This is a genomic window from Streptomyces sp. NPDC111802 (assembly GCF_055634335.1).
Window position 1 is genome coordinate 122,537 of sequence record NZ_JBVKCZ010000011.1, and the last position, 26,094, is coordinate 148,630.

Consider the following 26,094-nt stretch of genomic DNA (forward strand, 5'->3'; position numbering starts at 1 on the left):
ATGCCGAGCGTGCAGGCCATCGATCGTGATCCCGCCCCGCCGACCACCACCCTCGGGTACGCGCTGTTCGCCACCCGGTGGTTGCAGGCGCCGCTCTACTTCGGCCTCGTGGCCGCCCAGGGGGTGTACGTCTACAAGTTCTTCAACGAGCTCTGGGCCTTAATTCTCCGCTGTGTGACCGGGCAGGCGACCGAGACCTACGTCATGCTCGCCGTGCTCAAGCTCGTCGATGTCGTGATGATCGCCAATCTGCTGATCATGGTGATCGTCGGAGGCTATGAGACCTTCGTCTCCCGCATCGGCCTCCAGGGCCACCGTGACCAGCCGGAGTGGCTCTCGCACGTCAACTCCAACGTACTGAAGGTCAAGCTCGCCACGGCCATCGTGGGCATCTCCTCCGTCCATCTGCTGCAGATGTTCGTGGACGTCCACCGCACCTCGCACCACTCCCTGCTGTGGGGCACGGTGATCCACATGGCCTTCATCGCCTCGGCCGCGATCCTGGCGTACATGTCGGGGCCGATGGCCGCGCAGGCCGAGCGGGCCCATCAGCAAGCGCACCACGAGCACACCCCCGAGGCCCCCGCCCCGAAGGCCTTCGTCCCGGCACAGGCCGCCTCGCGCGAGGACCTGCCCAGCGCCGAGGAGCGGCTGCGCGCGGCCGGGTTCCCCGCCCGCAAGCTGCTGGAGGACTTCGACTCCGAGCACCCCAGCTCCTTCGACCGGGAGACCGTGGCCCGGCTCGGCAAGCTGGACTTCGTCACCGCCGGGCGCAACGTGGTCTTCGTCGGCCCGCCCGGCACCGGCAAGACGCATCTGGCCGTCGGCCTGGGCGTGCGGGCCTGTCAGGCCGGGCACTCGGTGCTGTTCGCGAGCGCCGCTCGGTGGGCCGCCCGGCTGGCCGGTGCGCGGGACGCCGGGCGGCTCGCCGAGGAGCTGGCGGCGCTCGACGCACACCCCCTGCTGATCGTCGACGAGGTCGGCTACACGCCCTTCGACGCGGAGAGCGCCGCGCTCTTCTTCCAGCTGGTCGCGCACCGCTACGAACGGGCCTCGCTGATCGTGACCAGTGACCGTCCGCTCGGCCGCTGGGGCGAGATCTTCGGCGGCCCCGCCGCCCTGGCGATGGTGGACCGGCTGGCCCACCACGCCGAGCTGGTGCGGATCGAGGGCGAGAGCTACCGGATGCGCCGCGCTACTTCAGCGTGGGCAGATTGAGGTTGTTGATCAGAGGGCCTTCGATGGTGAGCCCCTCGGTGACCAGGGACTCCCCGGCGGGGGCCGGGAGGGGCAGCGGCAGGGCGGAGGCGGCCGCGGCGGCCTCGGGGGCGAGGGCGGTGATCATCGCGGCCGCCGCCAGGAGGGCGGCGAGGGTGGTGAGTGCGGTCAGGGCGGCGGAAGGGGCGCGGACGGGGCGCTTGGAACGCATGCGGACTTCAGGGCCTTTCAGGGAGGGCGGGCCGGTCCTGCTCGCCGGACCGGCCCGACGGGTGCACTGCGGTCGCGTCAGACCTGCGGCGTCTCGATGACCAGTCCGGCTACGTCGATGCCGATCGCCGCGGCCTGGGTGGTGAAGGCGCCGATCATCATGGCCGCGGCGGCCAGGACGGTGGCAAGACGACGAGCTGTGCGCATGGGACAACTACCTCTCTGTTGCGCTCACTTGAGCGAGATCAGGACATCGAGTGGCTGCCCCGCGCTCCAGGACGGAATGCGGAAAGATCCGAAAGGTCCCTCAAGAGTTGGAAAAACCCGGCGTGGCGTGCGTGAACCGCCGCGTACGCCCGAACGAGTGAGCCGTGACGCCGTCCTCAGTCCTCAGAGCTGGTCGTCCGCGAGCTCGGCGACGCCGGTGATCCGGTGCAGCGGATACGTCCGCACCTCGTCCGCGGTGTGGTCGTAGGCCGTCACGAACCCGCCCTCGACCCGCACCGGCGCGATCACCCGCTGACTGGCGGCGCCCTCGGCGTTGACGTACCCGATCCACAGCGCCTCGCCGGTCAGGACGGCGGCCTGCATGGTGGCGAGGGTCTCGGCGGAGGTGGTCCGGGGCAGCTCACCGCCGCCCACCCCAGGGTCCGTCGCGCTCGGCTTGCGCGGGGTCGTGGAGGCGAGGTCGCCCGCCCGGATGGCGCGGATCGCGGCGGTCAGCAGCGTGGTGTCCGGCGTCGGCGGACCGTCCGGGACCGGCTCGGGTGCCGTGCGCGGCGGGGTGCGGTGGGCGTCGGCGCGGGTGATCAGGACGTCGCCCTCCGCCGACTCGGCGGCCGGCGCGAAGCCCATCGCGCGCAGGCCCTCCAGCAGTGCGGCCGGGTCCGCCTGGGCGGCGAGCACGGTCGGTGCGAGGCGCCGCAGACGCAGGCCGGCGGCGCGCTTGTCGGCGAGGATCTCGTTCAGCGCCGCGTCGTCGTCGCAGCGGACGTACGCGGATGCCGCGCCCACCCGCAGATGGCCGTGCTTACGGGCCACGTCGTCGATCAGATAGGCCAACGGCTGCGGCACCGGCGTACGCGCGTGCTCGGCGAGGAAGGCGTGCAGGTCGGAGGCGCTGCGTCCGGCGTCCAGCGCGCGTCGCACCGAACCGGGCGTGAACCGGTACACCGTCGCCCCGCCCTTCGACTCGACGTCCGCGAGCACGTCCAGCATGGCCGCGAGCGGCCGCCGCAGCGGACCGGGCGCCACGGCCGTGAGGTCGGCCTGGAGCAGGACGTGGTCCAGCGGCTCGGGCAGGAGGGGGGCCAGGAGACGGGCCGCGGCGGCGGAGGCGACGGACTGCTCGGCGGGGGAGAGGGGCTCGGGCGCCGGGGTGCGACGGTGATGCACGGGGAGCTTGTCGCCGGGACCGACCGGCTCCTGGGGAGCGTGCCCCGGCGGTCGCGCCCCCAGCAGCGCCCGCCCGTGCCCCGACAGCGCCCCCCGCCCCGTCACCCCCAGCAGCTCCGCCTCGCTCAGCGTCCACTGGGCGTGGCGGCTGCGCAGGTCGTCATCGCGCTGAGGGCCCCGCAGCGGGCGCTCCCAGCGCAGTCGGGCCAGCACCGACTCGGCCGACGGGGACGCGCCCTCCGGCAGCCCGGCCAGCAGGGTCAGCACCCGGTGCCGTACCTCCGGGGCGGCGGAGCGGTCCAGTCCGGGGCCCAGCGCCGACAACGTACGGTCCTTCGCGTCCCGTCCGCCGACCAGCCCCGGCGTGCGCGTCGCCGTCAGCCATGCCTGCGCCAGCCGTGCCCAGCGCTCGGCGGCGGGCTGCTCCAGCCACTCGTCGTGGGCGGGCGTCGCCGCGTACCGCTCGTCGGCCTCGCCGTCGGAGGCCAGCAGACCCGCCGCGTAGGCCAGCTCGACCCAGAAGGCGGCGATCGGCTCGGACACGTCCAGGGCGACGGCGGTGCGCTTGAGGTCGCGCACGCTGAGCCCACCGGCCCGCAGTACGGCGGGACCGCCCTCGTCCCAGTCCTTCAGCAGCTCCTCGACGGTGGCCAGCGCCGTGTACGCCTGCCCCGCCGCCGTCGCGTCCACAACCTGTGGACGGTGCGTGGCGGCCGGTTCGACGGGCGGCGGCAGCGGCTCGGTGGCGCGGTGGGCGCGGCCGGCCCGCAGGTGCAGGGCCACCTCGCGGGGGAGTACGACGGTGCCGGGTGCCGTCGGGAGCAGCAGGCCGCGGTCCAGCAGCCAGCGCAGACGGGGCGCCGGGTCGGCGGTGACCTGGCCGTACGGCGGCCCCCACACCAGCCGGGACAGCACCTCCCGGGACTCCTCCGGGGCGTCGGCCAGCAGGGCCGCCATGCGCCGCCGGTCGGTGAACAGCGCGGTGAGCGACGACACGGCGGACACCGCGTCGTGGGTCGAGGCCAGCCCGGCCGTCCGGACGATCTCCTGGATACGGCCCGGCGACATGCCCGAGGTGGCTTCCTGCGCGGTCGGGCCCAGTCCGGTGGGGGACGGGTGCTGCGGCGAGGGGGCGAGCAGCTCGCGGGCCGTGCGCACGAGGCGCAGCCGGTCGTCGGCGCCCCATACCAGGGCCTGTTCGCGCAGCGTCCCCAGCGCGTGCGGCAGCGCGCCCGCGACCGCCGGGTCGCCCTCGTCGCCGGCCATCAGGGCGAGCAGTTCGTCGTACGTCGCCGGGTCCGCCGCCACGGCCAGCGCCTCCGCCGTCTGCAGCGTGAAACGGTCCAGCCGCTCCAGGGCGCGCACCACGGAGGCCCGGGTGCCGGCGCGGGTCGCCAGCTGGGTGAGGTCGGTGGGGACGGGCGTGATGAGGTCGGGCCGGCTGCGCAGGAGTACGGCCAGCGAGGCGTCGTCCCGCGCGCGGAGAGCTTCCGCGAGGGAACGGGGCGGCGGTGTAGCCGGGTCGCTCATCCGACCAAATCTAGCGGGTGGGACGCCGCGGCAGGGGGTGCGCCGAGGGCTCGGACCGCGGTCCGGTGGGCGAACAGAACGTTGCACAGCTGGCCCCCCGGGGCTCGGCTGTCGGGTGCAGAGGGACACGGTCGCCGCGAACCGGACCCAGTCCGTGCACGCCGAGATCCTCGAACTTCCTGCGCTAACGTCGTCCCACGGGGTATCCAACGCACCCACCCCGGAGGGGACTTCGTGGGGATCGAGAGCGACCAGGTCGTCTACGAGTATCTGAGCCGCGTCGGCGACGTGGCCCAGCAGCGGCAGCTGCCGTCGGCCGCCCGCATGCGCCTGGTGAACGAGCTGCGCGGCGAGATCGACCGCCGCCGCGCCAAGGCGCCCGTGGACAGCCCCGCCGCCGTCCGCCGCATCATCGCCCGCCTCGGCAGCCCGGACGAGGTCGTCTCGGCCGCCGGCGGCAGCGCGCCCGCACCGCGGCCGCCGGTCGCCTCCGTGCCCGTACAGCCGGACAACCGGGCCGACGAGAGCGACGAGCAGCGCCCCAAGGGCCTGCGTCGGATCGTGCCGCGCCCGCGCCCCGCCGAGCCCCCGGCGCCCCGCGACGACGCTCCCCCACCGCCCCACCTCGCGAGCACCGCGGACCTCGGCGGCAGCGCGACGCAGCCGGACTGGTGGCGGGTGGACAGCAGTTCCTTCGGGCCCGGCGAGGACGTCCCCGGATTCGTCGGCGGCATCGAGATCCCGGAGATGCTCAGGCGTCCGCCCGCGAAGGAGAAGGAGCTGACGCGGCTCCGGAAGCAGGAACCCGCGCTGGAGGCGGCCGAGGAGGTCACCGAGGACGCGGAGCCGGAAGCCTCCGGCCGCCGCCGTCTCTTCCGCCGCCCGGCCCTCCCCTCCGGCCGCTGGAGCAACCCCCTCCTCCTGCTCGCCGCCGCCCTCCTCGTCACCGGTGCCATCCTCGGCAACCTCATCGCCCTGCTCCTCGGCTGGCTCATCGCCTGGGGCTCACGCCGGCTGAGCGATGCCGAGACCAAGTGGGCGGTGGTGATCCTGCCCGGCCTCTCCCTCACGGCGGGTGTCACCTGGCTCTGGGGCCGCACGACAGGCCGCTGGGGCGACCCCATCGCGGAGGGCCAGACGAACGCCGCGATCGCGGAGACCTGGCCCTGGGTACTGCGAGCGGCGGCCGTGGCGTCGGCGCTGTTCATCGTCTGGCGCTCACAGAAACGCCCTTAGCTACTGAACGGCACAATGGCCCATATGGCATTCACCGTCGGCTTCGACCTAGACATGACCCTCATCGACTCCCGCCCCGGCATCCACGCCTGCTACACGGCCCTCGCCGGGCGGACGGGCACGTACATCGACGCCGACCTGGCGATCACCCGGCTCGGGCCCCCGCTGGAGGAGGAGCTGATCAACTGGTTCCCGGCGGATCAGCTCGCGGTCATCGCCGACCTGTACCGCGAGATGTACCCGACGATCGCCATCGCCGCGACGCCCGCCCTGCCCGGCGCCCGCGAGGCCATCGCCGCCGTACGGGACGCGGGCGGCCGTGCGATCGTCGTCACCGCCAAGTACGAGCCGAACGCCAAGCTGCACCTGAAGCACCTCGGCATCCAGCCGGACGCGGTCGTCGGCAACCTCTGGGCCGAGCAGAAGGCCGAGGCCCTGCGCGAGTACACGGCGAGCGTCTACGTCGGCGACCACCAGGGCGACATACGCGCCGCCCGCGCGGCCGACGCCCTGTCGGTCACCGTGGCGACCGGGCCGTACAGCGAGGATCAGTTGGCCGCGCTCGGCGCGGACGTGGTCCTCACCGACCTGACGAAGTTCCCGGACTGGCTGGCCGGCTACCTGGACGCGGCGCGCGCCTGACGCCGCCCCGCCGCGACCGAACGGAGCACTCCCGCGCCGGCGACGAGGAATCCGACGCCCATGAGCATGCTCAGTCCGAACATGTATGTCGGAAATGGCGTCGTACCGAGCAGGAACGGGGCCACCGTGACCAGAGTGGCCACGGCACCGATGAAGAACACGACGGCGCCGGCACGGATCAGTCGGTCACCGGGAGCGGCGGAATTCGTTTGGGTTTTGTCACGCACCGGACCAGGGTAGTTCCCTGCGCGAGGGAACTACCGGGCGACGTCTTGTCACCCGCCCGGGGACCATTAGCCTTGGTACCGGCGGGTCATGGTCGACCCGCTGTAGTGCTATCAAGAGCCGTTTTCCGAAGCAGTTTTCCGACGAGTACGAGGACGAGGACAGACGTGCCTACCGGCAAGGTCAAGTGGTTCAACAGCGAGAAGGGCTTCGGCTTTCTCTCCCGCGACGACGGCGGTGACGTCTTCGTTCATTCCTCGGTCCTCCCCGCCGGAGTAGACGTGCTCAAGCCGGGACAGCGAGTGGAGTTCGGCGTCGTCGCCGGTCAGCGTGGTGACCAGGCGCTTTCGGTCACCATTCTCGACCCGACCCCGTCCGTCGCGGCCGCCCAGCGCAAGAAGCCGGACGAACTGGCGTCCATCGTCCAGGATCTGACGACCCTCCTAGAGAACATCACGCCGATGCTCGAAAAGGGCCGTTACCCCGAGAAGACCTCCGGCAAGAAGATCGCCGGCCTGCTCCGCGCGGTCGCCGACCAGCTCGACGTATAGGGGCGCTTCACCCGCTCACGGGAAATTCAACGCATCCGGGCCGAGGGGCGGCACCAGCCCCTCGGCCGCCGCACGTGTGAGCAGTCCGCGCACGGCCGCGTAGCCGTCCTCGCCGAGACCGGCCGTGAACTCGTTGACGTACAGGCCGATGTGCTGGTCGGCGACGGCCGGGTCCATCTCCTGGGCGTGTTCCATGACGTACGGGCGGGAGGCCTCGGGGTCGTCCCAGGCGGCCCGGACGGACGTACGGATCGAGTCGGCCAGCAGCGTCAGCGTGTCCGCGCCCAGTGACCGCTTGGCGATGATCGCGCCCAGCGGGATCGGCAGCCCCGTGGTGTGCTCCCAGTGCTCGCCCATGTCGGCGAGCTTGTGCAGCCCGTAGTTCTGGTACGTGAAGCGCGCCTCGTGGATGACCAGGCCCGCGTCGACCTTCCCGTCCCGCACGGCCGGCATGATCTCGTGGAACGGCATCACGACGATCTCGCCGACCCCGGAGGGGATCGTGTCCGCCGCCCACAGGCGGAACAGCAGATACGCCGTCGACTTCTCGCTCGGCACCGCGACCGTACGGCCCGTCAGGTCGACGTCCGCCTCCCGCGTCAGCACCAGCGGGCCGCAGCCCCGGCCCAGCGCACCCCCGCACGGAAGCAGCGCGTACTCGTCGAGGACGTACGGCAGCACGGCGTACGACACCTTCAGCACATCGAACTCGCCGCGCTCGGCCATGCCGTTGGTGACGTCGATGTCGGCGAAGGTGACGTCGAGCGCGGGCGCGCCGGGGACGCGGTCGTGGGCGAGGGCGTCGAAGACGAAGGTGTCGTTCGGGCAGGGGGAGTACGCGATCTTCAGCGGCTCACTGGTCATGTGGGTTCCAACTCTCCAGTACGGGCGCGAGCTTCCCGAAGCCCCGGGTCAGCGCGGCCAGCGCGTCGCCGATGCGCCAGGCGGCGCGGTCGCGGGGGCCCACCGGATTGGAGATCGCGCGCAGCTCCAGTACGGGCTTGCCGTGCGCGGCGGCGGCCTCCGCGACGCCGAAGCCCTCCATGGCCTCGGCGAGGGCGCTGGGGTGGCGCTCGCGCAGCCGGGCGGCGCGGACGGCGGTGCCGGTCACGGTGGAGACGGTGAGGACGGCGCCGGGGCGCGCGCCGGTGGCGGTCGCGACTTCTCGTACGAGTGTTTCCGGCGGACGGTGGGTGACGGTGCCGAAACCCAGCTCGGTGACCGGCAGGAAGCCGTCGGGGGTCTCCGCGCCGAGGTCGGCGGCCGTGATCTCGTCGGCGACGACGAGGGAGCCGACGGGCGCGTGGGGTGCGAAGCCGCCCGCGATGCCGGTGGAGACGACCAGGCCGTAGGGCGTGCCTTCGAGGGCGGCCGTGGTGAGGGCGGTGGCGGTGGCCGCGGCGGCGAGCGCGGGGCCGACGCCGGCGGCGATCACATCGACGCCGGGCAGCCCGTCGAGCGCCCGGACCACCGCGTCCCGCTCGGCGGGGACGGCGGTGGCCACCAGGACATGTACAGCGGACGTGGTCAGCTGTCCTTCTTGAGCTTGAAGGACCACAGGCCGGTGATGTCCCTCTCGCCCTCCTTGATGGACACCAGCGTGGAGTTGCCGCTGGCGCCGTACTGGGCGTTGAAGAACACGCTGCCCGGGACGGTGCGGTACGTCTTCGTGCTGGAGTCGGTGAGCGGCTGGCCGTTCATGAGGATGGTCCAGCCCTCGTCCGCGATCTCCGGGTCGACACCGAAGCGCACGGTGTCGTCCGGGTCCACCTTGATGGACTCGATGCCCTTGTCCTTCAGGCACTTCGCGAGGTCCGCGGTCTTGAGGGCGTCGCCCTCACCACCGCAGGTGGCCTGCGAGTGGACGGACGCGGTGCCGACGGTGATCGTGGCCAGCGGTGTCGGCTTGTCGCAGGCCGACAGAACGAGCAGTCCGGCGGAAACGGCGCCGGCAGCGGCGACGGCGCGGCGGCGTCGCTGGGCGGATTGCAGCGTGGTCATGGCCGAAGGCTATCGGGCGGGTGTGACGCTCTCTCTACGCGGGGGCGGCGTGCCGTACGTCACGCAGGGCCCGTGGCGTCTCAGGCCACGCGTGGGTGGGTGTGGCCGCCCTGCCGGGCCGAGCTGATCAGGCCCTTGGCGGTGGTGATCCAGCCGACGGCCACGATCGCCGCGCCGACCAGCAGACCGAACGAGCCCTTCAGCGGCAGCACGATGCCGACCGCGCCGCCGAGCACCCAGGACATCTGCAGCAGCGTCTCGGAGCGCGCGAACGCCGACGTCCGCACCAGCTCCGGCACGTCCCGCTGGATCAGCGCGTCCAGCGACAGCTTGGCCAGCGCCTGCGCGAACCCGGCGGCCGCCGCGAGACAGGCGACCAGGACCGCCCCGAAGAAGAGCGCGGCCGTGATCGCCACGCCCAGCACGAAGCCCACGACGGTCACGATGATGATCTCCGGCGCCCGGGACCTGAGCCATGCCCCGACCGCCGTACCGAGAGCGTTCCCGACCCCGGCCGAGACGGCGACTATGCCCAGGGACACGGCAGCGCTCTGCCCGGACATCGGGTGCTCGCGCAGCAGGAACGCCAGGAAGAAGATCAGGAAGCCGGACAGACAGCGCAGGGCGGCGTTGGCGCCCAGGGCGTGGGTGACGGCGATGCCGACCGTGCGCAGCCCGGGGCGCTTGACGGGCCGGCGGTGCGGCCCGTGCAGATGCTGCTCGTCGGCCGCCAGCAGCGCGGTGTCCTCGCCCTTGGCCGAGTCGACCTTCGGCGGCAGGGTGAAGGACAGGAACGTACCGGCGATGAAGATCACGAAGGCGCCGTAGAGCGGCCAGCGCGGCCCGATCGCCTGGAGCCCGGCGCCGATGGGCGCCGCGATACCGGTGGCGAGAAGCCCCCCGAGGGTGACCCGCGAGTTCGCCTTCACCAGCGAGAAGCGGGGTGGCAGCAGGCGGGGCACGACGGCGCTTCTGACCACGCCGTACGCCTTCGAGGCGACCAGCACCCCGAGCGCGGCCGGATACAGCTGGAGGTCGCCGCTGACGACCGCGCTGGACAGGACCAGGGCGAGCAGCGCCCGTGCGAGCATCGCGCCGGCCATCGCCGCGCGGCGGCCGTGCGGGAGGCGGTCGAGGAGGGGGCCGATCACGGGGGCGAGGAGCGTGAAGGGCGCCATGGTGATGCCGAGGTAGAGCGCGACGCGCCCGCGGGCCTCGTCCGTCGGTACGGAGAAGAAGACGGTGGAGGCGAGGGCGACGGTGATCATCATGTCCCCGGCGCCGTTCACGGCGTGCAGCTCGATCAGCTTGCCGAGACCGGACTCGCCGGCGCCCTGGGCGTGGGTGGCCTTGCGGATGCCGCGGGCGGGGCCGGTGACCGGGAAGTGCAGGGCACGGCCGACCGCGCGGAGGGAGCCGCTCATCCGGCCCGTTCCGCCACCTCGACTACGGCCACCCTTGGCCCCACCGATTCCGGTGGCTCCTTGGGGCGTCCTCGCGGTTGCCACGACGCAATAGTGCCCCGAGATGGGGGTGGCTAGCGCGGTTACGGCGCGTATGGGGGGCACTTCATGGGCAAGGTCTCAGGTTGGCCGAAGGCGAGTCTCGGGTCGGTGGCACGGTTCCACCGGCCGCCGCGTACGGTGAAAGGGCCGTCGGTGTAGGCCCAGCGCTCTCGAACAGGTAGCGTGCGTATCTCAGCCATCCCGCACAATGGATGACGTAGGTGCGCCCGAGCGCGATTCGGACGCGGACGTCGACGCGGCCCACAGGTCCGCTCCGTTCGCTCCGCCGCCTTTAGGCAACCGCACCCGAGAGACGGCGTAGGAGAGAAGCGATACCTGTGAGCGCAGCGACAACGCGAAGCCGCACCCCCGACCGTTTGTGCGCCGAGGCGGTCGACCTCGCCCGCAGTGCCGCCGAGGAGGCCGCCGCGCCCGGCGTCGTGGGCGAGCACGCGGGTCTGGCTTCCGAGGGCGACCGTGTTGTCACGCACTTCTTCGAGTGCAAGGAACTCGGGTACCGGGGCTGGCGCTGGGCGGTGACGGTGGCCCGGGCGTCCCGCGCGAAGCTGGTGACGCTGGACGAGGTGGTACTGCTCCCGGGGCCGGACGCCCTCCTCGCCCCCGAGTGGGTGCCGTGGAGCGAGCGGCTGCGCCCCGGCGACATGGGTCCCGGCGATCTGCTGCCGACGGATGCCGAGGATCTGCGCCTGGAGCCCGGTTTCTCGGGCGAGGACGAGCCGGTGTCGAGCTCGGCCGTGTCGCACGAGATGGCCGAGCTGGTGGAGGCCGAGGACGCCGAGGTCACGGCGGGCGCCCCCGCGAACCTGCCGGTGGCCCCCTCCCGGGGCTCGATCGCCGCGGTCGCCGAGGAACTGGGCATGCGCCGCGCCCGCGTCCTGTCCCGCTACGGCCTGCACATCGCCGCGGACCGCTGGGAGGAGTCGTTCGGCGCGAAGACCCCGATGGCCCAGGCGGCACCCGCCTCCTGCGTCTCCTGCGGCTTCCTCGCCCCGATCGGCGGCTCCCTGGGCCAGGCCTTCGGTGTCTGCGCCAACGAGTTCTCCCCGGCGGACGGCCGGGTGGTGTCCCTGACCTACGGCTGCGGAGGCCACTCGGAGGCCGCGGTGATGCCCGCGCCCCCGCGTCCGGCTCCGCCGGTGATCGACGAGACCCGGGTGGACCCGTTCCCGCTGCGTCCGGCGGCGGATTCGGGATCGGTGTCGGTGACGGCGGACGAGGACTCGGCGGAGCTGGGGCACTCGTAGGGCGAGTGTTGCGAGAAGCGCGACGGCTTCTCTTCCCGTCCGGGGTCAGGGCACGAGGTTCTTGAGGTCGATGTCGGTCGAGAAAGGGACGGCGGCCTTCAGCCGGTCACGGTGAATTCCGGTGGCCACGTAAGCGCCGGTCATGGTGTCGAGTTCGTAGGTGTGGGCGGTGGGGCCGCCGGCCTCGTCCTCGACCCGCCAGAAATGCGGGATCCTGGCCTGTGCGTACTTGAAGGGCTTCAGGGACCGGTCGCGGTCCGCCGACTCCTCCGAGACGACCTCGATGACCAGGGCGACGTCGGCGGGTGCGTACCAGGTGCGGTCGGGGTCGTATGCGGCGGTGGTGACCAGGATGTCGGGCTCCGGGCGGCTCTTTTTGTCGAGCCGGACGGTCATCTCGCGCTCGACCTCGAACCCCGCCGGTGCAGCCTGCTCCAGGGCGAGGGTCAGCTTCTGCACGAGCCGGGAGTGCCAGGACCGCTGCGGCGACACCCTGAAGATCAGGGCTCCGTCGATGAGTTCGGTGTGCCGCGGTGCCTGGGGGAGGTGGTCGAGGTCGTCCGCTTCCCAGCCGCTCGGCCTGGGCGGGATCATCCAGTCGGGAAGTTCGGCGGTCACGGCTTCCTCCAGGCGCTTGCGTGGTTGATGTCGTCACTCGACGAACGGCGCCTGATGCGTGCCCCGGCCGGAACGGGCTCAGGCGGCGGTGGCAAGGGGAGTGCTTCGGCAGTCACGGCAGACTCCTGGGGTGGGTGAACGGAAGGCGCGGTCGCAGTCGTCGCAGGTCTGGAAGGGGTGCCGGACGGTCGGCGGTGGTTCTGGGGTGCGGAACGGGGGTGGGGGTGGTAGCTGAGTGGTGAGGCGGTGGGCCAGTAGGGCTGCCGGGCGGCACAGGGGTTCGGGTGGCAGGTCGATGGTCAGTGCGTGGCGTACGGCTGCGGGGGTGGCGTCGCGCTCCAGCCAGGCGGCGACGCCGGGGGCCAGGTGGGCTGTGTCGCGTTCGCTGAGCAGCAGGCGGGGGTCGTGGCGGCGTAGGTCCGTGAGGAGGTCCGTGGCCGCCCGGAGGAGGGTGCGGGCCGGGTAGGCGGGTTGCGGTACGGCGGGGAGGGGCTTGCGGGGTGCCGGGGTTCGCTTCTTCCGGGGCGGAGCCAGCGGGGCGTCCTGGGTGTGGCGGCGGCTGTCGGGCTGGTTGCAGGAGACCGTGCGCGTGACGATGCGGCCGCCGGGGACGCGCTCGCGCTCGCGGCGCAGATAGCCGTGGGTCTCCAGCTGGCGCAGGGCGGCGGCGATACGGGTCGTGCCCTCGGGGAAGCGGGCGGCGAGGGTCTTGATGTCGACGCGGGCGCCTGCGGGGAGGGACTGGATGTAGACGGCCAGTCCGATCGCGAGGGCCGACAGCTCCGGGTGCTGGGCGAGGTGGTTGCCGATCACCGTGAAGCGGGTGGTGTGGCGGGAGTTGTCGTGGACCAGGCCGCCGCCGGTTCGGGTGGTCTTGGCGGTAAGGCGGGACTGGGCGTGCGAGGGCGCGCTAGGGTTTTGGGTATCCATCGGGAAGGGGCTTGCTTCCTTGGTGGTCAGGCCCTCGCATCGGGATTGCCGTCCCGGCGAGGGCCGTTGTGTGTCTGCGGTTGTGTGCCTGCGGTTGTGTGTGTCTGCGGTTGTGTTGCGCTGAGCGTAAGTCAGACAACCTGTGTGAAATCCAGCTGAGTTGGTGATATTCACCCGCGAGGGTGAGTGTGCTGAGTGTGCGCTGCGGGAGGGTGGGGTGGGGTTTGGTGGGGTTCTTTCGCCCTGGTTTTCCTTGGTGGTTGACCGCCCGTGCCACCGGAGCGCGGGGTCCCGGGTCCCGGTGAGAGGTCCACTTCCGCCCAGACCGTCTTGCGCGGCGGCAGCCCCGGTGTGACACCCCAGCGGTCGGCAAGGGCGCCGACGATGGCGAGGCCACGGCCCGACTCGGCTTCGGGGGTGGGGTGTTCGGCGTGCGGTAGCCGGTCGGCGCGGGTGTCGGTGACCTCGATGCGGAGGGTGTCTTCGGTGACGTGAACGAGGAGCCGGAAGTCCCGCCCGGGGACTCGGCCGTGCGTGACCGCGTTGGCCGCGAGCTCCGCCACGAGGTGCGCCGCGGGGTCCAACGGCAGGCCCCAGCTCCGGAGTTGCTCGGTGGCGAGCAGGCGGGCGAGTCGGGCGCCGCGTGGCGTGGGAGACAGCTGCACGCTGAAGCTGCGGGCGGGCGGGCTTGTGATGACTTCGGCGGATACCTGATTCACGTAACTCAGCGTTGCGGTGCGTGCTTACCGTGAACAGTGACTCAGCGGGTGCGTACGGTGACTGTCCGGAGCTTGTCCGGTCGTGTCCGGGCTGTCGGGGCGTTGCGTATGGGTAGGGCGCTGCTGCACTGCGGCGGTACGACGGAGGGGTACGGGATGTCGGTCGAGGCGGAAACGGGACGGCTCAAGACGGAGGCCGACGAGCCGGGTTGGGAGGTGGATCCGGACGACGAGTGGGGCGTCGCGGTCATCGCCACCGTGGGACGGCAGCTGAAGCTACGGCGGGAGGCGGTGGGGATGCGGGCCGCCGACTTCGGAAAGGCGGTCGGGTACGGCGAGGACTTGGTCTACAAGATCGAGGGCGGGAAGCGGATTCCCCGGCAGGAGTATCTGGACAGGGCCGACGAGGTGTTGGGGGCGGGTGGGCTCATCGCCGCCGCGTGGGAGGACGTTAAGAAGGTCCGGTACCCGAAGAAGGTTCGGGAGCTGGGGAAGCTGGAGGCACAGGCGATCGAGATCGGCGTGTACGAGTGCAACATCATCGCTGGGCTGTTGCAGACGCCGGAGCATGCGCGGGCCGTGATCGAGGCGGCACAGCCGCCCTACTCGCCGGATGACGTGGAACGTATGGTGGCCGCTCGCCTGGCCCGGCAGTCGGTCTTCGAACGCGACCCGGCTCCGTCAATCCACTTCGTCCTGGAAGAGGCGCCGCTGCGCCGACAGGTCGGGGGCACAATGGTGTGGCGACAGCAGCTCGAACGCCTGCTGGAGGTGGGGCGGTTGAACAACGTCTGGCTTCAGGTCATGCCGACGAACACCGAGCCGCATCCAGGGCTGGACGGCAGGATCGAGTTGCTGAAGTTCCCGGACGGTACGGCGGTGGGGCGCTCCGACGGTAAGTTCAGCGGGCGGCCCGTTTCTGACCCAAGGCAGCTCCGCATCCTTGAGTTGCGATATGGCACCATCCGGGCGCAGGCCCTCCCGCCGAGGGAGTCGCTGGCCTTCATCGAGAACCTGCTGGGAGAGACATGATGAGCAAGGCCTCCGCCGGAGACGCCTCCGAACTGGCGTGGTTCAAGAGCAGCTACAGCGGCGGCACCGACGGCGAGTCCTGCGTCGAGATCGCGATAGCGCCCCGCACGATCCAGGTCCGCGACTCCAAGCACCGCGACGCCGGCCCCCGACTCGCGCTCGCGCCGCAGGCCTGGGCCGCCTTCGTCACGTACGCGTCCGAGGGCTGAGGTCACCTGCTATGCGCAAGGCCTCCGCCGGAGACGCCTCCGAACTGGCGTGGTTCAAGAGCAGCTACAGCGACGGCCCCGATGGCGATTCCTGCGTCGAGATCGCGATAGCGCCCCGCACCATCCAGGTCCGCGACTCCAAGCACCGCGACGCCGGCCCCCGACTCGCGCTCACGCCGCAGACCTGGGCCGCTTTCGTCGCCTACGCGTCCGAGGGCTGACTCCCGTCGGTGACACGCTCTCGCGGCCCACGGCCGGCGACGGCGTCCGCGAGGGTCAGGTCTCTGTTGTATGTAGTGTGCGGAAATGACAAGAAGCGAGCGACTCGCGGACCAGTTGGACTGGTACTGGCGCAAGAGCCTGCGGCCACGGCTGGAGGGTCTTACCGACGAGGAGTACTTCTGGGAGCCGGTGCGCGACTGCTGGAGCATCCGCCCACGTGGCACGTCGGCCGCACCGATGTCGGAAGGTTCGGGGGAATGGACGATGGACTCAGCGTCCCCTGACCCGGTGCCTGCGCCGGTCACCACGATTGCCTGGCGGCTGGCGCACATCATTGTCTCGTGCCTGGGCTATCGGGTCGGATGGCACTTCGGTGGCCAGGACGTCGACTCCCAGACATTCGCCTACGCGGGGACCGCTGACGAGGCGCTGAAACAGCTCGATGAGATGTATGGGAGATGGAACGCGGGGGTCCGCGAGCTCTCGGACGCTGACCTGGACAATCCGCCCACGGTGGGTCCCGAGCGGTTCCCCATGGAGAACAGGGTCCTGCACGTCAACAGGGAGCTGATCCATCACGGCGCCGAGATTTCCCTGCTACGCGACCTCTACCGCTGGCAGGACGGAACCGTACCGCGCACAATATGACTTTCCGGTGATTTCCTGTGGAACCGGTCGTCAATTTGCTGGACGGCCATTGATGCGCGCGCAGGGTCCCGGACAGCGATTCTGAGATACCGCTCGGCCTCGGCTGCGATGCCCCGCTGCCGACCGGACCGCTTTCAATCGCATGATCGGCCAGCTCTACCACTGCCTCCAGCGCGGCGAACGGTTTGACGAGCTGGCCGCCTTCCCCACACCGCCCTCGGTGACGGAGAGGGCTGCCGCCTGACCTGCGGCAAACACGTCTTGCTCAGGTCGCCCACAGCAGTCGATCATTCACGGATGAGACCCGAAGTTCAGACCTTCGTCGCCGACGGACCTCTGCCCGCCTGGGATGCCGACGAGGAGGAGATCGACCGGCGAGTCAAACCTGCTTCGGCCCCGACGACTGCTACGGCGTCGCCTGGTCACTGTTGCACCTGATCGAGACCAGCCCAGGGCCGGTGCCGCCGGTGACGCCTCCCGGCACCGATTCCGGTGAATGGCATCACACGCTCTGGAACCGCTGGGGGAAACCATTCACTCACCGAAGAGGACTTGACGCGTCAGAGCCCTGAGGTGTCTGGATAGCCCCCTTCAGCGGACTGAGCCCACGTCAGTTCGGCAAGCTCGTGACCTGACGCTGTGACAGCTCGCCCCCCGCTCTTCGGGATCTCAAAGTCGGCCGCCGGCCGCATCATCGACCACGTCGCCCCGTCACTTGCCCTGCAGCCTCGCCAGCGGTTCCGTAAGAACAGCGTCTTCAAGATGGCGGATCTTCAGTGATCTTCTGTCGCATCAGCTCCAGCCACTGCCGGAGTGACACCCCCTGCGGTGGCAGAAGGTCGAGCCCCAACGCCGTCGTTGCCGTGTCGAGTTCCTGATCCGAGGACACCATCGTCAGAAGTTCGGTGATCTCCTCTGCCGCCTGTTCACGGTCTTCAGGCACGGCTTCGATGACGTACTCATCGATAGCCGCCTCGGGAGTGGCATAGAACTCTGAGTAATTCCGGTGCAAGTAGGCGCCGAGGAACTGGCTCAGCTGGGGGAAGCGCTCATTCCATTCCCAGCGGTTCTGTGGGTTCATCTGTGGGATTCGTGACGGGTCTTGCAGGAGTCGCTGGAGGTGCTCCCTCGCGATGCGCAGGCAGTCCTCAACGCTAGTGCCCATCGGCGGGCGGATGTGCGGAATGTTCTCCACATCATCTGCGATCTCTTCGGAGAAGAGTCCGACGGAGAGCAGTTCATCGATTTGCTGGACGGCTGTAGCGGCACGGGCCGGGTCACGAGCGGCGATTCTGAGGTACGAGGCCAGGCCGGGGCCCGGGGTCTCTGCGGTGTCAGTGAATGTGAAGCCGGTGTATGCATAGGCTTTCAACAGGTCGCTGAGTTCGTAGAACCGCGGCTCTGACGGGAGTGCCTGACTCATGAGTGGCTCCAAGCGTGCGCGCTAGGGCTGGGGGAACGATGTGAGGACGCGGTATCCCGACGGCGCCGTCGGGTCTGCCTTGAGAATGACGCGGACTCCTCTCACCCATTGCGTAGGCTGCCCATGGGTGAAGTCGTAGCGAGTGAGGTGGAGTCCTGTGTTTTCGGTGAACTCTGCTTCCAGTCGCAGTGGTGCTTTTGCGCCCCTGGCCAGCCAATCGGATATCTTCCGTTGGTTCTCCCTGATGGTGAGGGTCTTGTCGGTGAAGCGTTGTGCCGAATCGACGTCAACGTAGCGTGAGTCCTCCGTAAGGCCAGGATTTTCTCGGAATCGCTTACGCATTCCGGCTATGGTCTTGTCGACATGCCTGTCGATGGTATGGCCCTTGCTCTGGCCCCCAAGACTCTTCCCTTCGTCACCTCGGACATCGGCGCGGTGCTCAGGCTTTACGCGTCCCTTGCGTTTGTTCCTAGGCCAAGCGTTGTAGTCCCCGCCGGAGCCATTCGAGGCCCCCACCCCCATGAGGACGAGCCCGGCCGTGCCCAGGAGGCCGGCGTTCAGCGCGGCCTCGGCCGTCAGGGCACCGACCGCTCCGCCCCCGGCCAGCGCGAGCCCCCCGGGTGGGAACAGGGCGAGCAGGGAGAGAAGGAGGAGGGCGAAGCCGAGGTAGACCAGGAAGGTGTTCAGGGCGTCGAGGAGGTGGAGCGTGCTGATGGCTCTGCCGGCGGGGCCCGCGTCGCCGAACCCGCGCCACAGCAGGAGTACTCCGGTCGTCGCCGACCCCAGCGCGGTTCCGAGACGTAAACGGTGGGCCGCCAGTACCTCGCCCAGTGGCTGCGCCGACACCTGTCGCCAGGTGCGCAGCAGGGTGGTGAGCACGTAGGCGATCCAGGCCAAGGCGGCCATGCCGAAGCCCATGAGGATCTTCGGGCCCGCACCGGTGCTGAAGAATTCCTGGAGGCCGGCGGTGGAGGTGAACGAGCCGACGCCCAGGAACAGCAGTGAGGGGAGCATCAGGACGCAGGGGATCAGCAGCAGCCATCGCCCGCGGGAGCGTCTGGCCGCTCGCGTCGCCTTCAGCCACGCGCGGATGTTCAGCGCCCGCCAGGCAATCGCGTTGTCGGACGCGTCCATCCGGGCCGTGATCCCCGCGACGACCTGGTGAAGCTCCTCGGTGGGCGTGTGCGGCGCCGACGCGGCGGCGTAGAGCAAGGAGCGTCGCAGTCTGACGTAGCGCAGGACTATCAGCAGGGTCCAGGGCGGGCGCCAGGCCGCGTAGCGCAGGAGTGCTCCGAGGCTGTCGCCGTCGGCGCGTTCGGACGTGAGGAGTACGCCGGGTACGGCGGCCTTGCCGCGGTGGAGTTGGTGTGCGTCCACGGCCATGGCGATGGCCAGGCATGCGAGGGGCGCTGCCCACGCCACCCCGTCGAGGGACTCCAGCCACTCCCTGGCCCGGTCGGAGTGTTCCTGCGCCGCGTAGTTCGTCACCGTGTGATGTACCGCGGCGGCCACGATCGGCAAGATCGACAGCAGGCGCACCCCACCGCGTGCACGCCACAGCAGCCCGACCCCGAAGCCGGCCACGGCTGACAACACCAGATGCGAAAAGGTCTCCGGGACCGCGGGGCCGCCCAGGTCCAGTTGGCTGAACGGCGCCGGCAGCCACGACGTCAACACCTGCCCCAGGCCCGGCACATAGGGCGGGGACAGACTGTCGGGGACGATCCAGCCCTCGCCGCGGGGGATCGCCCGGTCCGCGTCCAGGCCGAACCGGAGAACCGCCTCCAGCAGCCCGAACCCCGCCCCCAGAGCCGCACCCACCACCACGAAGTCGGTCAGCCCCCACTGCCGGCGAACCCGCAGGCTCAGCCCCGCCAGCAGCAACGGGGCAACCTTGAGTAACTCCTCCACCCAGGGAGCCACCGTGTAGCTGGTGGTGTTCACCACCGTCACCAGCGACTGGCCCGACTGCTCCGCGTAGATACGGGTATAGGCGAGCTGCACCAACGCCGTCGCCACACCACACCCGTACACGCCCACCGCGAGCGCAAGCAGCACGGTCGACAGGCGCACCGAACGCGTCGGCCAGGAGAGCGCGAAGAGTTGCAGCACGCCCCAGACGGCCGCCACCGCCATCACCAACGTCACGCCAGGCCCCCGTTGCACCGGAACAACATTCGATTCGCGATAGTGAATGCGATGCTAGGCAGTCAACTGGCGGTGCGGCAAGGGAGTTGTGAGACGGCCGTGTCGTCCGTCGCGGGCAGTTCCACGGTGATGCGGATGCCGCCGGCGGAGCGCGGGGCGAGGGTGAGTGTTCCGTCGTGCGCGCGGGTGATGGTCTTGACGATGGCCAGGCCGAGGCCGACGCCCGCGTGGTCGGTGTGTATGCGCTCGGTGCCGCGCTGGAATGGCTCGGTGAGGGTGGAGACCAGCTGTGGGGTGAGCTTGTCGCCGGTGTTCTCGACAGTGAGCATCACCGTTTTGGGGCGGACGCTGGTATTGACCCACACCGTGCCCTGTTCAGGGAGGTTGTGGACGATCGCGTTGTGTACGAGGTTCGTGGTCAGTTGCAGCAGGAGCGCCGGCGATCCGGTCGTGGGGGCGATGTCGCCGCCGGTCTCGAGGGTGATGCCGCGTTTTTCCGCGAGGGGGAGGAGCGTTTCGGTGGCTTCTTCCGCCACGAGGGACAGGTCGACGGATTCCCGGGTGAAGGACCGCTGGTCGGCGCGGCTGAGCAGGAGCAGCGCCTCGGTGAGGTCGATCGCCCGGGTGTTGACGGCATGGAGGCGGTCGATGAGTTCGCCGGTGTCGTGGCCCGGATCGGCGCGGGCCACGTCGAGAAGGGCCTTCGAGATCGCCAGCGGGGTGCGCAGTTCGTGCGAGGCGTTGGCCGCGAATCTCTGCTGTTCGGCGACGTGCGCTTCGAGCCGCGCGAGCATCGTGTCGAAGGCGTCGGCGAGTTCGCGGAACTCGTCCCTGCGGCCCGGCAGCCGGATCCGGTGGGAGAGCGATCCGTTCGTGGCCATGCGGGTGGCGTCCGCGATGCGGGTCAGGGGCGCGAGCATGCGGCCGGCGAGGATCCACCCTCCCACGAGGCCGAACACCAGCAGGAACGCCATGACCACGGCCGCCCCCGACACGAAGTCGAGCGCGAGCTCGGAGCGGACCTGCAATCCGCCGATGCCGGCTTTCACGTCGGGCAGGTCCCTCAGCAGGAAGACCCACACCGCCGCGACCATCAGGACACCGGCCAGCATGAGGAATCCGGCGTAGCTGAGGGTGAGTTTGAGGCGAGCGCTCAGACCGGGCCGCCTATCCACGGTCGCCTCCCTCGTCCCCGGCCTCCGGCTGTGTGCCGATGCGATAGCCGACGCCCGGCACGGTGGCGATGATCCAGGGTTCGCCGAGACGCTTGCGCAGGGCCGAGACGGTGATGCGTACGGCGTTGGTGAACGGGTCGGCGTTCTCGTCCCACGCGCGTTCCAGCAGCTCTTCGGCGCTGACGACACCGCCGTCGGCGGCGACGAGGACTTCGAGCACGGCGAACTGCTTCCTGGTCAGCGCGACATAGCGGCCGTCCCGGTAGACCTCGCGGCGGAACGGGTCCAGACGCAGCCCCGCGATCTCCCGTACGGGCGGCCTGATGTGGGCGCGCCTGCGGTCGAGTGCTCTGAGTCTGAGCGCGAGTTCCTGGAGTGCGAAGGGCTTTGTGAGGTAGTCGTCGGCGCCGAGCTCGAACCCGGAGGCCTTGTCGTCGAGCCGGTCGGCGGCGGTGAGCATGAGGATCGGCATGCCACTGCCGGAGGCGACGATGCGTTTGGCGACCTCGTCACCGGACGGCCCGGGGATGTCGCGGTCGAGGACGGCGATGTCGTAGGCGTTGATGCCGAGCAGTTCCAGAGCGGTGTCGCCGTCACCCGCGATGTCGGCCGCGATCGCCTCCAGGCGCAGGCCGTCGCGGATGGCCTCGGCCAGATAGGGCTCGTCCTCGACAATCAGCACACGCATGTCATCGAGGCTACGAGCCGGCGCATATCGTCGGCGTATCGAAAACCGCATACATGCCGGCAACGCCTCGCCGCCTTGACTGGCGGTATGACGCGAACCCCATCAGCGATCAACGCGGCCCGCGGCCACCGTCCTCAAAGCCCTCCGCCGGCACCACGAACCGCACGCATCCGCCGGGCGATCCGCAGCGGCTCCCGGCCGGAGCCCTGGAAGCGCGGCCCGCTGCTCGCGGCGCTGGCGCTGCTGCTCGGCCTGATCATGCTGCTGCACTCGATGCTCCCGAGCGGGTACGGGAACCCCGGCAGCCTGGTGGAGACCTTCCTGCCGTGGTTCGGTCTGTTCATCCCGGTGCTGCTGGCCGGGGCGCTGTGGCGCCGTTCCGCCTCCGCGGTCGCCGCGCTGCTGCTGCCGGTCATCACGTGGCTGAGCCTCTTCGGCGGGCTGCTCATCGACAAGTCCCACCCGGACAGCGATCTCACCGTGGCCACGCACAACGTGAACGCCGACAACACCGACCCGGCCGGCACCGCCCGCGACCTGGCCGCCTCCGGCGCGGACGTGCTGGCCCTGGTGGAGGTGACCGCGCAGGCCAGGGGCACGTACGAGAAGGAGCTGGCGAAGCCGTACCCGCACCACACGGTGCAGGGCACGGTCGGGCTGTGGAGCAAGCTGCCGCTGTCGGACACCAGGCCGGTCGACATCAAGCAGGACGCCGGGCCGCTGGCGGACACCAAACCGGCCGACGTCAAGAAGGCCTACGCCCGTGCGCTGCGCACCACGGTGGTCACGGACCACGGGCCGCTGGCGGTGTACGTGGCCCACCTGGGATCCGTACGCGTGTTTCCCAGGAACGGCTTCTGGACGGACAGCCGGGACAGAAACGCGCAGGCGCTCGCCGAGGCCCTCGCCGCCGAGCGCAACGAGCGGGTGGTGCTGCTCGGCGATCTGAACGGCACCATGGACGACCGTGCGTTCACCGACCTCACCTCGCGGCTGCGCTCGGCCCAGGAGGCCGCCGGGGACGGCTTCGGCTTCAGCTGGCCGGCGAGGTTCCCGGTCGCCCGGATCGACCAGATCCTGGTCAGGGGCGTGGAGCCGCGGAGTTCGTGGGTACTGCCGGCCACCGGCAGCGACCACCTGCCGGTGGCGGCCGGTATCAGCTGGTGAACACCTCGCTCGCCGCCGGATCCGGCCCGGGCTCCCGGTCCCCCACGGGAGGCGCCAGGGCTGATCGCACGCACCTCCCATCGGCGGTACCTTCATCATCACGCCGATGAGGAGAGTCAACGTGAGCAAGTTCGTGCGGCCCGCGGCCGAGGGCGCCGACCCGTTCGGTACGGCCCGTCTGCGTCGCGGAGTGCTGGATGCCTGGGCGACCAGCCCCGCCCGTTTCCGGGAGGACGCCAACGCCGAGGAGGACCTCGTCCTCGGCGGGTACCGGGACCGGCTCGTGGTCGAGCTCGCTCAGAACGCCGCCGACGCCGCCGCCCGGGCAGGGGTGGCCGGACGCCTTCGGCTCACCCTCCGCGAGGGTGTTCTCGTCGCCGCCAACACCGGAGCTCCCCTCGACGCGGCCGGTGTCGAGTCGCTGTCCACCCTGCGTGCCTCCGCCAAGCGGGACACGGCCTCCGTGGGGCGGTTCGGTGTCGGGTTCGCGGCCGTCCTCGCCGTCACCGACGAACCCGCCGTCGTCGGACGGCACGGCGGTGTGCGGTGGGCCCTCGCCGAGGCCCGCGAGCTTGCGACAGAGACCGCCCGGCACAGTCCCGGCCTGGGCGACGAAATCCGGCGCCGTGACGGCCACGTCCCACTCCTGCGGCTTCCGTTCGCCGCCGAGGGCACCGCCCCGGATCCGTACGACACCGTCGTCATCCTCCCGCTGCGTGACACCGCCGCCGCCGATCTCGCCGAGCGGCTGCTGCACGCCGTCGACGACGCCCTGCTCCTCGCCCTTCCCGGCATGGAGGAGGTCGTGATCGAGGTCGGCGACGCCGAGCCGCGCACGCTGCGCCGCCGGGTCGACGGCCCCTTCACGGTCGTGGAGGACTCCCTGGCCGGTGTCACCCACTGGCGTACGTCCGCCGCCCACGGCCCGCTCACGCCCGAACTCCTCGCCGACCGCCCGGTCGAGGAGCGGCTGCGCCCCCACTGGTCGCTCACCTGGGCCGTGCCCGTCAACGCCGCCGACAGCACGCCCGACCGCCCCCGCACCGCCCCCGTCGTCCACGCGCCCACGCCCAGCGACGAAGCCCTCGGTGTCCCGGCCCTCCTCATCGCGTCCTTCCCCCTCGACACCACCCGCCGGCACGCCGCCCCCGGCCCGCTGACCGACTTCCTGGTGCAGCGCGCGGCGGACGCGTACGCCGAACTGCTCGCCGACTGGCGTCCGGTGGGCGAGGGCATCATCGGCCTCGTGCCCGGCCCGCTCGGCAAGGGCGAACTGGACGGGGCGCTGCGCCAGGCGATCCTGGAACGCCTGCCCAGGACCGAGTTTCTCCCGCCCGCCCTCCCGGCCGCCTCCCACCCGGACGCCGTCGAGCCGAGCGAGGCCGACTCCGAACTGCCCGAGTCACTCCGGCCCCGGGACGCCGAGGTCGTCGAGGGCGCCGGTGCCGACACCGTGCGCGTGCTGGCCGAGGTGCTGCCCACGCTGCTGCCCGCCGGGCTCGAACGGCGGGTGGAGCTGCGGACCCTGGGCGTCGCCCGCCTCCCGCTCACCGACGCGATCGACCGCCTCGCCGGGCTGGAGAAGGAGCCCGGCTGGTGGCGGCGGCTCTACGACAGCCTCGCCGGGGTCGACCCGGACCGCCTGTCCGGCCTGCCCGTGCCGTTGGCGGACGGGCGTACGACGATCGGCCCCCGGCAGATCCTGCTGCCCACCCCCGACGCCGTCGGCATCGACCCGGAGATCCTGGCCCGCCTCGGTCTCAAGGTCGCCCACCCGGAGGCCGCCCACCCGCTTCTGGAGAAGCTCGGCGCCCTTCCGGCCACGCCCCGCGCGGTCCTCACCACGCCCCAGGTGCGCGCCGCCGTCGCCGCCTCCCTCGACGACGACGGCGGGGTGAACTGGGAGGAGGAGGCTCCGGACGCCGAGGAACTGGCCGACACCGTACTCGCGCTGGTGCGGGACGCGGGCCTGGAGCCCGGTGAGGAGCCGTGGCTGGGTGCGCTCGCGCTGCCCGACGAGGAGGGTGAGTTGGCCCCCGCCGGTGAGCTGGTCCTCCCCGGCAGCCCCTTCGCGCAGATCATGCGGGAGGGCGAACTCGCCACCGTCGACGCCGAGTTGGCGCGGAAGTGGGGGGAGCAGCCGCTCGCCGCGTGTGGTGTCCTCGCCAACTTCGCGCTGGTCCGCGCCACGGACGTCGTCCTCGACCCGGACGAACTGGAGCCCCGCGAGGGCGACTTCGCCGAACCCGACGACGCGGGCCTGCTGGACGCCGTGGACGTCTGGTGCGAGGACATCCTGGACCGCTTCCCGGACACGCCCGTACCGCCGGTGGCCACCGAGCTGATCGCCGTACGCGATCTGGACCTGGTGGACGACGACAAGTGGCCCCAGGCACTCGCCCTGCTCGCCCAGCCGCCCCTGCGGGACGCGCTGACCCAGCAGGTGCGGATCCTGCTGCCCGACGGCACCCATGAAGTCGTACGGCCCTACACGGCATGGTGGCTGCGGGGCAACCCGGTGCTGGACGGCCGCCGCCCGGCGGGCCTGCTCGCCTCCGGCGGCGACCCGCTGCTGCGCGGTCTGTACGACGAGGCCGACGCGACCGGGTTCGACGACGAGCAGGTGCTGCGGGCGCTCGGGGTGCGCACCTCCGTCGCCGCGCTGCTCGACGAGCCGGGCGGCGCCGCCGAGCTGCTCGACCGCCTCGCCGACCCGGACCGCCCCGTCACCTCCGCCCAGCTGCACGCCCTGTACGGCGCCCTGGCCGACCTGGACCCAGAGCAGGTGACCCTGCCGGACGAGCTGCGGGCCGTGGTCGACGGCCGGGTCGAGGTCGTGGACGCGGCGGACGCGGTGGTCGTCGACTCGCCCGACCTGCTGCCCTTCACCGAGGGCGTCCCGCTGCTTCCGGTACGGCCGGCGCGTGCGGCCGAGCTGGCCGAGCTGTTCCAGGTGCGGCGGCTGAGCGAGTCCGTCACCGGGGAGGTCACGAGCGAGGGCACCGAGCACGACGTACCGGAGTCGGTGCGGGTGTTGCTGGGGGCGCGCACTCCCGAGTCCTATGTCGAGCACGAGGAACTCGTCGTGGACGGCGTGGAGATCGACTGGCGACTCACGAACGACGGTGCCCTGCACGCCTCGACCCTGGAGGGCGTCGCCGCCGGGCTCGCCTGGGCGGCACGGCAGTGGCCGCGACGGTTCGAGGTGGCGGCGCTGCTGGAGGACCCGTCGAGGACGGCGGAGCTGGCGCGGGACCGGTGGTTCGACTAGGCGTTGCGCTCCGGAGGGGGCGTTCACATATTCTTCACCTGTCGTACAACCATTCGTGGGCGTCGT

At 71.1% G+C, this 26,094-nt stretch carries 26 protein-coding genes and 1 pseudogene; 12 read left to right on the plus strand and 15 right to left on the minus strand.

The features are described 5' to 3' along the window. Complete coding sequence (gene istB, locus ACZ7NC_RS14470) at positions 1-1,218, plus strand: IS21-like element helper ATPase IstB (RefSeq protein WP_471488116.1); 1,218 nt, start codon at positions 1-3, stop codon at positions 1,216-1,218. Here the strand turns inward: istB and ACZ7NC_RS14475 are convergent. The 3 genes from ACZ7NC_RS14475 to ACZ7NC_RS14485 form a co-directional block, all read right to left on the minus strand. Next, a complete protein-coding gene (locus tag ACZ7NC_RS14475) occupies positions 1,196-1,429 on the minus strand; it encodes a hypothetical protein (protein WP_471488118.1) in 234 nt (77 codons plus the stop codon). The genes istB and ACZ7NC_RS14475 overlap by 23 nt on opposite strands. 77 nt (positions 1,430-1,506) lie before the next feature. Continuing rightward, positions 1,507-1,635 carry a hypothetical protein gene (locus ACZ7NC_RS14480; protein WP_383414045.1) on the minus strand — a complete coding sequence of 43 codons (129 nt, stop codon included), beginning with the start codon at positions 1,633-1,635 and terminating at the stop codon, positions 1,507-1,509. Between the two features lie 183 nt (positions 1,636-1,818). Further along, complete coding sequence (locus tag ACZ7NC_RS14485; protein ID WP_471488121.1) at positions 1,819-4,353, minus strand: helicase-associated domain-containing protein; 2,535 nt, start codon at positions 4,351-4,353, stop codon at positions 1,819-1,821. Between the two features lie 234 nt (positions 4,354-4,587). Here ACZ7NC_RS14485 and ACZ7NC_RS14490 point away from each other — a divergent pair, with 234 nt between their 5' ends. Continuing rightward, positions 4,588-5,589 (plus strand): hypothetical protein, encoded by a 1,002-nt coding sequence (locus ACZ7NC_RS14490; RefSeq protein ID WP_471488123.1) that lies wholly within the window; start codon positions 4,588-4,590, stop codon positions 5,587-5,589. 15 nt (positions 5,590-5,604) lie between these two features. Then, entirely contained in the window at positions 5,605-6,231 is a 627-nt protein-coding gene (locus ACZ7NC_RS14495; protein WP_471488125.1) for an HAD family hydrolase, read from the plus strand. Here the strand turns inward: ACZ7NC_RS14495 and ACZ7NC_RS14500 are convergent. Next, the gene (locus tag ACZ7NC_RS14500) at positions 6,207-6,458 is read right to left on the minus strand and encodes a hypothetical protein (RefSeq protein WP_471488127.1); all 252 of its coding nucleotides are present in this window, start codon (positions 6,456-6,458) and stop codon (positions 6,207-6,209) included. The two genes, ACZ7NC_RS14495 and ACZ7NC_RS14500, sit on opposite strands and share 25 nt — an antisense overlap. 165 nt (positions 6,459-6,623) lie before the next feature. Between ACZ7NC_RS14500 and ACZ7NC_RS14505 the strand changes: the two genes are divergently transcribed. Continuing rightward, a complete protein-coding gene (locus ACZ7NC_RS14505; protein WP_404102966.1) occupies positions 6,624-7,007 on the plus strand; it encodes a cold-shock protein in 384 nt (127 codons plus the stop codon). Positions 7,008-7,022: 15 nt separating this feature from the next. On the opposite strand, the gene ACZ7NC_RS14510 is transcribed toward ACZ7NC_RS14505, so the two are convergent. From ACZ7NC_RS14510 to ACZ7NC_RS14525, 4 genes are all read right to left on the minus strand, one after another. After that, positions 7,023-7,871: a 1,4-dihydroxy-6-naphthoate synthase gene (locus ACZ7NC_RS14510; RefSeq protein ID WP_471488130.1), complete on the minus strand. Its 849-nt coding sequence runs from the start codon at positions 7,869-7,871 to the stop codon at positions 7,023-7,025. Then, positions 7,861-8,511, minus strand: coding sequence for a futalosine hydrolase (locus ACZ7NC_RS14515; protein ID WP_471488132.1), 651 nt, complete (start codon positions 8,509-8,511; stop codon positions 7,861-7,863). Before ACZ7NC_RS14515 ends, ACZ7NC_RS14510 begins: the two co-directional genes overlap by 11 nt. 23 nt (positions 8,512-8,534) lie before the next feature. Then, positions 8,535-9,008 carry a DUF2771 domain-containing protein gene (locus ACZ7NC_RS14520; protein ID WP_471488133.1) on the minus strand — a complete coding sequence of 158 codons (474 nt, stop codon included), beginning with the start codon at positions 9,006-9,008 and terminating at the stop codon, positions 8,535-8,537. 80 nt (positions 9,009-9,088) lie between these two features. Then, positions 9,089-10,516 (minus strand): MFS transporter, encoded by a 1,428-nt coding sequence (locus ACZ7NC_RS14525; RefSeq protein ID WP_471488135.1) that lies wholly within the window; start codon positions 10,514-10,516, stop codon positions 9,089-9,091. A gap of 335 nt (positions 10,517-10,851) precedes the next feature. Between ACZ7NC_RS14525 and ACZ7NC_RS14530 the strand changes: the two genes are divergently transcribed. Next, positions 10,852-11,778 carry a DUF3027 domain-containing protein gene (locus ACZ7NC_RS14530; RefSeq protein ID WP_471488137.1) on the plus strand — a complete coding sequence of 309 codons (927 nt, stop codon included), beginning with the start codon at positions 10,852-10,854 and terminating at the stop codon, positions 11,776-11,778. A 45-nt stretch (positions 11,779-11,823) separates the two neighbouring features. Here the strand turns inward: ACZ7NC_RS14530 and ACZ7NC_RS14535 are convergent, their stop codons facing one another. The 3 genes from ACZ7NC_RS14535 to ACZ7NC_RS14545 form a co-directional block, all read right to left on the minus strand. After that, complete coding sequence (locus tag ACZ7NC_RS14535; protein ID WP_471488296.1) at positions 11,824-12,372, minus strand: Uma2 family endonuclease; 549 nt, start codon at positions 12,370-12,372, stop codon at positions 11,824-11,826. Positions 12,373-12,474: 102 nt separating this feature from the next. After that, positions 12,475-13,326 carry a helix-turn-helix domain-containing protein gene (locus ACZ7NC_RS14540; protein ID WP_471488139.1) on the minus strand — a complete coding sequence of 284 codons (852 nt, stop codon included), beginning with the start codon at positions 13,324-13,326 and terminating at the stop codon, positions 12,475-12,477. Between the two features lie 170 nt (positions 13,327-13,496). Continuing rightward, positions 13,497-14,045 (minus strand): ATP-binding protein, encoded by a 549-nt coding sequence (locus ACZ7NC_RS14545; protein ID WP_471488141.1) that lies wholly within the window; start codon positions 14,043-14,045, stop codon positions 13,497-13,499. A gap of 156 nt (positions 14,046-14,201) precedes the next feature. Here ACZ7NC_RS14545 and ACZ7NC_RS14550 point away from each other — a divergent pair, with 156 nt between their 5' ends. From ACZ7NC_RS14550 to ACZ7NC_RS14570, 5 genes and pseudogenes are all read left to right on the plus strand, one after another. Beyond that, a complete protein-coding gene (locus tag ACZ7NC_RS14550) occupies positions 14,202-15,077 on the plus strand; it encodes a helix-turn-helix domain-containing protein (protein ID WP_471488298.1) in 876 nt (291 codons plus the stop codon). Continuing rightward, positions 15,074-15,286 (plus strand): DUF397 domain-containing protein, encoded by a 213-nt coding sequence (locus ACZ7NC_RS14555; protein ID WP_471488143.1) that lies wholly within the window; start codon positions 15,074-15,076, stop codon positions 15,284-15,286. The genes ACZ7NC_RS14550 and ACZ7NC_RS14555 overlap by 4 nt, the downstream gene beginning before the upstream one ends. Before the next feature lie 11 nt (positions 15,287-15,297). Further along, positions 15,298-15,507: a DUF397 domain-containing protein gene (locus ACZ7NC_RS14560; RefSeq protein WP_471488145.1), complete on the plus strand. Its 210-nt coding sequence runs from the start codon at positions 15,298-15,300 to the stop codon at positions 15,505-15,507. 85 nt (positions 15,508-15,592) lie between these two features. Then, a complete protein-coding gene (locus tag ACZ7NC_RS14565) occupies positions 15,593-16,156 on the plus strand; it encodes a DinB family protein (RefSeq protein ID WP_471488147.1) in 564 nt (187 codons plus the stop codon). A gap of 581 nt (positions 16,157-16,737) precedes the next feature. Further along, positions 16,738-16,912: pseudogene (locus ACZ7NC_RS14570) on the plus strand (IS5/IS1182 family transposase); the annotation flags it as partial. A gap of 1 nt (position 16,913) precedes the next feature. On the opposite strand, the gene ACZ7NC_RS14575 reads toward ACZ7NC_RS14570, so the two are convergent. The 4 genes from ACZ7NC_RS14575 to ACZ7NC_RS14590 all read right to left on the minus strand — a co-directional run bounded on the left by ACZ7NC_RS14575 (position 16,914) and on the right by ACZ7NC_RS14590 (position 21,590). Next, positions 16,914-17,579, minus strand: a complete 666-nt coding sequence (locus tag ACZ7NC_RS14575) for a contact-dependent growth inhibition system immunity protein (RefSeq protein ID WP_471488149.1) — start codon at positions 17,577-17,579, stop codon at positions 16,914-16,916. 21 nt (positions 17,580-17,600) lie between these two features. Continuing rightward, entirely contained in the window at positions 17,601-19,727 is a 2,127-nt protein-coding gene (locus ACZ7NC_RS14580) for an RNase A-like domain-containing protein (protein ID WP_471488151.1), read from the minus strand. Between the two features lie 62 nt (positions 19,728-19,789). Then, on the minus strand, positions 19,790-20,902 hold the full coding sequence (locus tag ACZ7NC_RS14585; RefSeq protein WP_471488153.1) for a sensor histidine kinase: 1,113 nt from the start codon (positions 20,900-20,902) through the stop codon (positions 19,790-19,792). Further along, positions 20,895-21,590 (minus strand): response regulator transcription factor, encoded by a 696-nt coding sequence (locus ACZ7NC_RS14590; protein WP_471488155.1) that lies wholly within the window; start codon positions 21,588-21,590, stop codon positions 20,895-20,897. Before ACZ7NC_RS14590 ends, ACZ7NC_RS14585 begins: the two co-directional genes overlap by 8 nt. Before the next feature lie 87 nt (positions 21,591-21,677). On the opposite strand from ACZ7NC_RS14590, the gene ACZ7NC_RS14595 reads away from it, so the two are divergent. Beyond that, a complete protein-coding gene (locus tag ACZ7NC_RS14595) occupies positions 21,678-22,757 on the plus strand; it encodes an endonuclease/exonuclease/phosphatase family protein (protein ID WP_471488157.1) in 1,080 nt (359 codons plus the stop codon). A gap of 121 nt (positions 22,758-22,878) precedes the next feature. After that, complete coding sequence (locus ACZ7NC_RS14600; RefSeq protein WP_471488159.1) at positions 22,879-26,028, plus strand: sacsin N-terminal ATP-binding-like domain-containing protein; 3,150 nt, start codon at positions 22,879-22,881, stop codon at positions 26,026-26,028. Positions 26,029-26,094 lie beyond the last annotated feature (66 nt).

What these genes read in the sequence shown, in the direction of transcription:
- istB (WP_471488116.1), top strand. Translation starts at nt 1, where the DNA reads ATGCCGAGCGTGCAGGCCATCGATCGTGATCCCGCCCCGCCGACCACC.
- ACZ7NC_RS14475 (WP_471488118.1), bottom strand. Translation starts at nt 1,429, where the DNA reads ATGCGTTCCAAGCGCCCCGTCCGCGCCCCTTCCGCCGCCCTGACCGCA.
- ACZ7NC_RS14480 (WP_383414045.1), bottom strand. Translation starts at nt 1,635, where the DNA reads ATGCGCACAGCTCGTCGTCTTGCCACCGTCCTGGCCGCCGCGGCCATG.
- ACZ7NC_RS14485 (WP_471488121.1), bottom strand. Translation starts at nt 4,353, where the DNA reads ATGAGCGACCCGGCTACACCGCCGCCCCGTTCCCTCGCGGAAGCTCTC.
- ACZ7NC_RS14495 (WP_471488125.1), top strand. Translation starts at nt 5,605, where the DNA reads ATGGCCCATATGGCATTCACCGTCGGCTTCGACCTAGACATGACCCTC.
- ACZ7NC_RS14510 (WP_471488130.1), bottom strand. Translation starts at nt 7,871, where the DNA reads ATGACCAGTGAGCCGCTGAAGATCGCGTACTCCCCCTGCCCGAACGAC.
- ACZ7NC_RS14520 (WP_471488133.1), bottom strand. Translation starts at nt 9,008, where the DNA reads ATGACCACGCTGCAATCCGCCCAGCGACGCCGCCGCGCCGTCGCCGCT.
- ACZ7NC_RS14535 (WP_471488296.1), bottom strand. Translation starts at nt 12,372, where the DNA reads ATGATCCCGCCCAGGCCGAGCGGCTGGGAAGCGGACGACCTCGACCAC.
- ACZ7NC_RS14540 (WP_471488139.1), bottom strand. Translation starts at nt 13,326, where the DNA reads ATGGATACCCAAAACCCTAGCGCGCCCTCGCACGCCCAGTCCCGCCTT.
- ACZ7NC_RS14550 (WP_471488298.1), top strand. Translation starts at nt 14,202, where the DNA reads ATGTCGGTCGAGGCGGAAACGGGACGGCTCAAGACGGAGGCCGACGAG.
- ACZ7NC_RS14555 (WP_471488143.1), top strand. Translation starts at nt 15,074, where the DNA reads ATGATGAGCAAGGCCTCCGCCGGAGACGCCTCCGAACTGGCGTGGTTC.
- ACZ7NC_RS14560 (WP_471488145.1), top strand. Translation starts at nt 15,298, where the DNA reads ATGCGCAAGGCCTCCGCCGGAGACGCCTCCGAACTGGCGTGGTTCAAG.
- ACZ7NC_RS14565 (WP_471488147.1), top strand. Translation starts at nt 15,593, where the DNA reads ATGACAAGAAGCGAGCGACTCGCGGACCAGTTGGACTGGTACTGGCGC.
- ACZ7NC_RS14575 (WP_471488149.1), bottom strand. Translation starts at nt 17,579, where the DNA reads ATGAGTCAGGCACTCCCGTCAGAGCCGCGGTTCTACGAACTCAGCGAC.
- ACZ7NC_RS14590 (WP_471488155.1), bottom strand. Translation starts at nt 21,590, where the DNA reads ATGCGTGTGCTGATTGTCGAGGACGAGCCCTATCTGGCCGAGGCCATC.
- ACZ7NC_RS14595 (WP_471488157.1), top strand. Translation starts at nt 21,678, where the DNA reads ATGACGCGAACCCCATCAGCGATCAACGCGGCCCGCGGCCACCGTCCT.